The 1928-nt window shown below is 75.5% G+C and carries 2 protein-coding genes; both read right to left on the bottom strand.

The annotated features are described in order from the left end of the window. Nucleotides 1-1424, bottom strand: a 1424-nt coding sequence (locus tag AB8Z75_RS34325) for an AAA family ATPase (RefSeq protein WP_369208964.1), incomplete at its 3' end; no start/stop codon positions are given. 127 nt (nt 1425-1551) lie between these two features. Further along, the gene (locus AB8Z75_RS34320; protein WP_369208962.1) at nt 1552-1740 is read right to left on the bottom strand and encodes a hypothetical protein; all 189 of its coding nucleotides are present in this window, start codon (nt 1738-1740) and stop codon (nt 1552-1554) included. Nucleotides 1741-1928 lie beyond the last annotated feature (188 nt).

Raw genomic sequence — 1928 nt, 5'->3', positions numbered from 1 at the left:
GAGGGGATGGCGGTCGCTCCTGGCTCCCTGTCCGCGGGAAAGGTGCGGGGCAGCGTCAGGCCGGGAAGGCCCTTTCTGACGTCCTCGGGCACGTCGTCCCACAGCTCGATGACGCGTTCGAGGAGGTGGTGTTCCTCGGCGTACGCGTGCCGGCTGCGGGCGTCGACGGAGGCGGAGAGCGCCGCGGGGAGCGCCTTGGCGGCGTCACGGCCGCGGTGCCAGTAGTGCGCGAGGCGGGCCGGCCGTTCCTCGGCCCGCACCAGCGACGGGTCGGCCTCCAGCGTCTCGGCGTAACGGCGGTTGACGCGGGCGAGTTCGCCGGGGAGGAGATCCTCGCGGACGGCCTCGCGCAGCAGGGCGTGCCGGAAGTGGTAGCCGGATCCGTCGTCCGTGGCGCGCAGCACGTTGCCGCCCACCGCGGCGCGCAGGGCATCCAGCAGCGCTTCCTCGCCGAGCCCGGCGACGGCCGCCAGCAGCGCGTGTTCGACGGCGGAGCCACCGCCGGCGGCGAGGCGCACCACGCGCTGGGCCGCTTCGGGCAGCGCCTCGACGCGGACGAGCAGCAGGTCCCGCAGGGAATCGCTGATGGCGCAGGTCGCGCGGGTGGCCGTCAGTTCCTCGACGAAGAAGGGAATGCCCTCGGAGCGGCGGAAGACCTCCTCGGCCAACTCGCTGTCGGGCTCGGTGCCGTTGATACCGGTGATCTGTGCCCGGACCTCGGCGCGGGTGAGGCGGGGCAGGGCCAGGTGGAGGACCGTGCGCAACCGGTCCTGCTCGGCGAGGAAGGGGCGCAGCGGGTGGCGCCGGTGGACGTCGTCGCTGCGGTAGGTGGCCAGCAGGACGAGGCGGCAGGCACGGGTGGAGCGGAAGAGGTAGCCGACCAGTTCCCTGGTGGAGCGGTCGGCCCACTGGAGGTCTTCGAGGGCGACGACGAGGGTGCGGTCGGCGGCGAGCCGCTCCAGCAGTTGGGCGGTGGCCTCGAACAGCAGAGCGCGGCCACCGTCGGCGCCGTCGCTGAGGTCGGCGTACTCCTCGCGCTGCGCGGCGGCGGGCGCGGGCACCGCCAGGTCGGGCAGCAGCCGGGCGAGTTCGGCCTCGCGGCCCTCGGCGGCGGACGCGAGCCGGGCCGGGCCCACGGCGCGGCGCAGGCCGCGCAGCGCCGTGGTGAAGGGCGCGAAGGGAAGGCCTTCGGCCCCCAGTTCGAGACAGCCGCCGAGGGTGGTTGTGCCGCCGAGGGCGCGTACCCGCTCCAGGAACTCCTCGAGCAGCCGGGTCTTGCCCACGCCGGCCTCACCGCCGAGCAGCAGCGCCTGCGGCGTGCCCGCCTCGGCGCGGGCGAGCGCCTCGGTGAGCGCGGCCAACTCGGCGGCGCGGCCGACGAAGACGGGGCTGACGGTGGTGGTGAGCGGCACGGTGTTCAGCATGGCATCCACCACCGTCACCGGACACCTTTCCCGTCCGGTGCGCGGGAGGCACCACGCCCGCCCGCGTCCGATGCGGGGGAGGCACCGCGCCCGCCCGCGTCCGGTGCGGGGGACGGCCTGCGGTCCCTCACGCGGCCCTGACCCACGCGGTATCCTCCCGGCGCCCTCGTCGCCCGCGGCCGAACCAGGCGCGCGCCCCGCGCCCCGGTTCCCGGCGGGCTGCCCGGGCCTGGTGCACGAGCCGCTCGTGGTCGGCCTCGCGGCGCAGGTCGTCCATGCGCAACTGGTGGCGGCTGTGGTTGAGGTCGTACGGCATTGCCCTCGTCCCCCTGAGAAGGTGCGGCGTCCCTGCGGACCTGACACGCCCACACTCCCGCCTGCGGGGGCCGGGACACATCGGGCAACTGCCCTGTCTTGCGCGGGCGGGTGGCCTTAGGGCCTGGGCCGACCCGCCTTAGGCAGGGCCTCGGACACACCTGGGCGGGGAACGGCAGGTGCGGGGGC

The organism is Streptomyces sp. PU-14G, from assembly GCF_041028275.1.
Lineage (GTDB): Bacteria > Actinomycetota > Actinomycetes > Streptomycetales > Streptomycetaceae > Streptomyces.
This window is presented reverse-complemented; position numbering and strand designations above follow the sequence as displayed.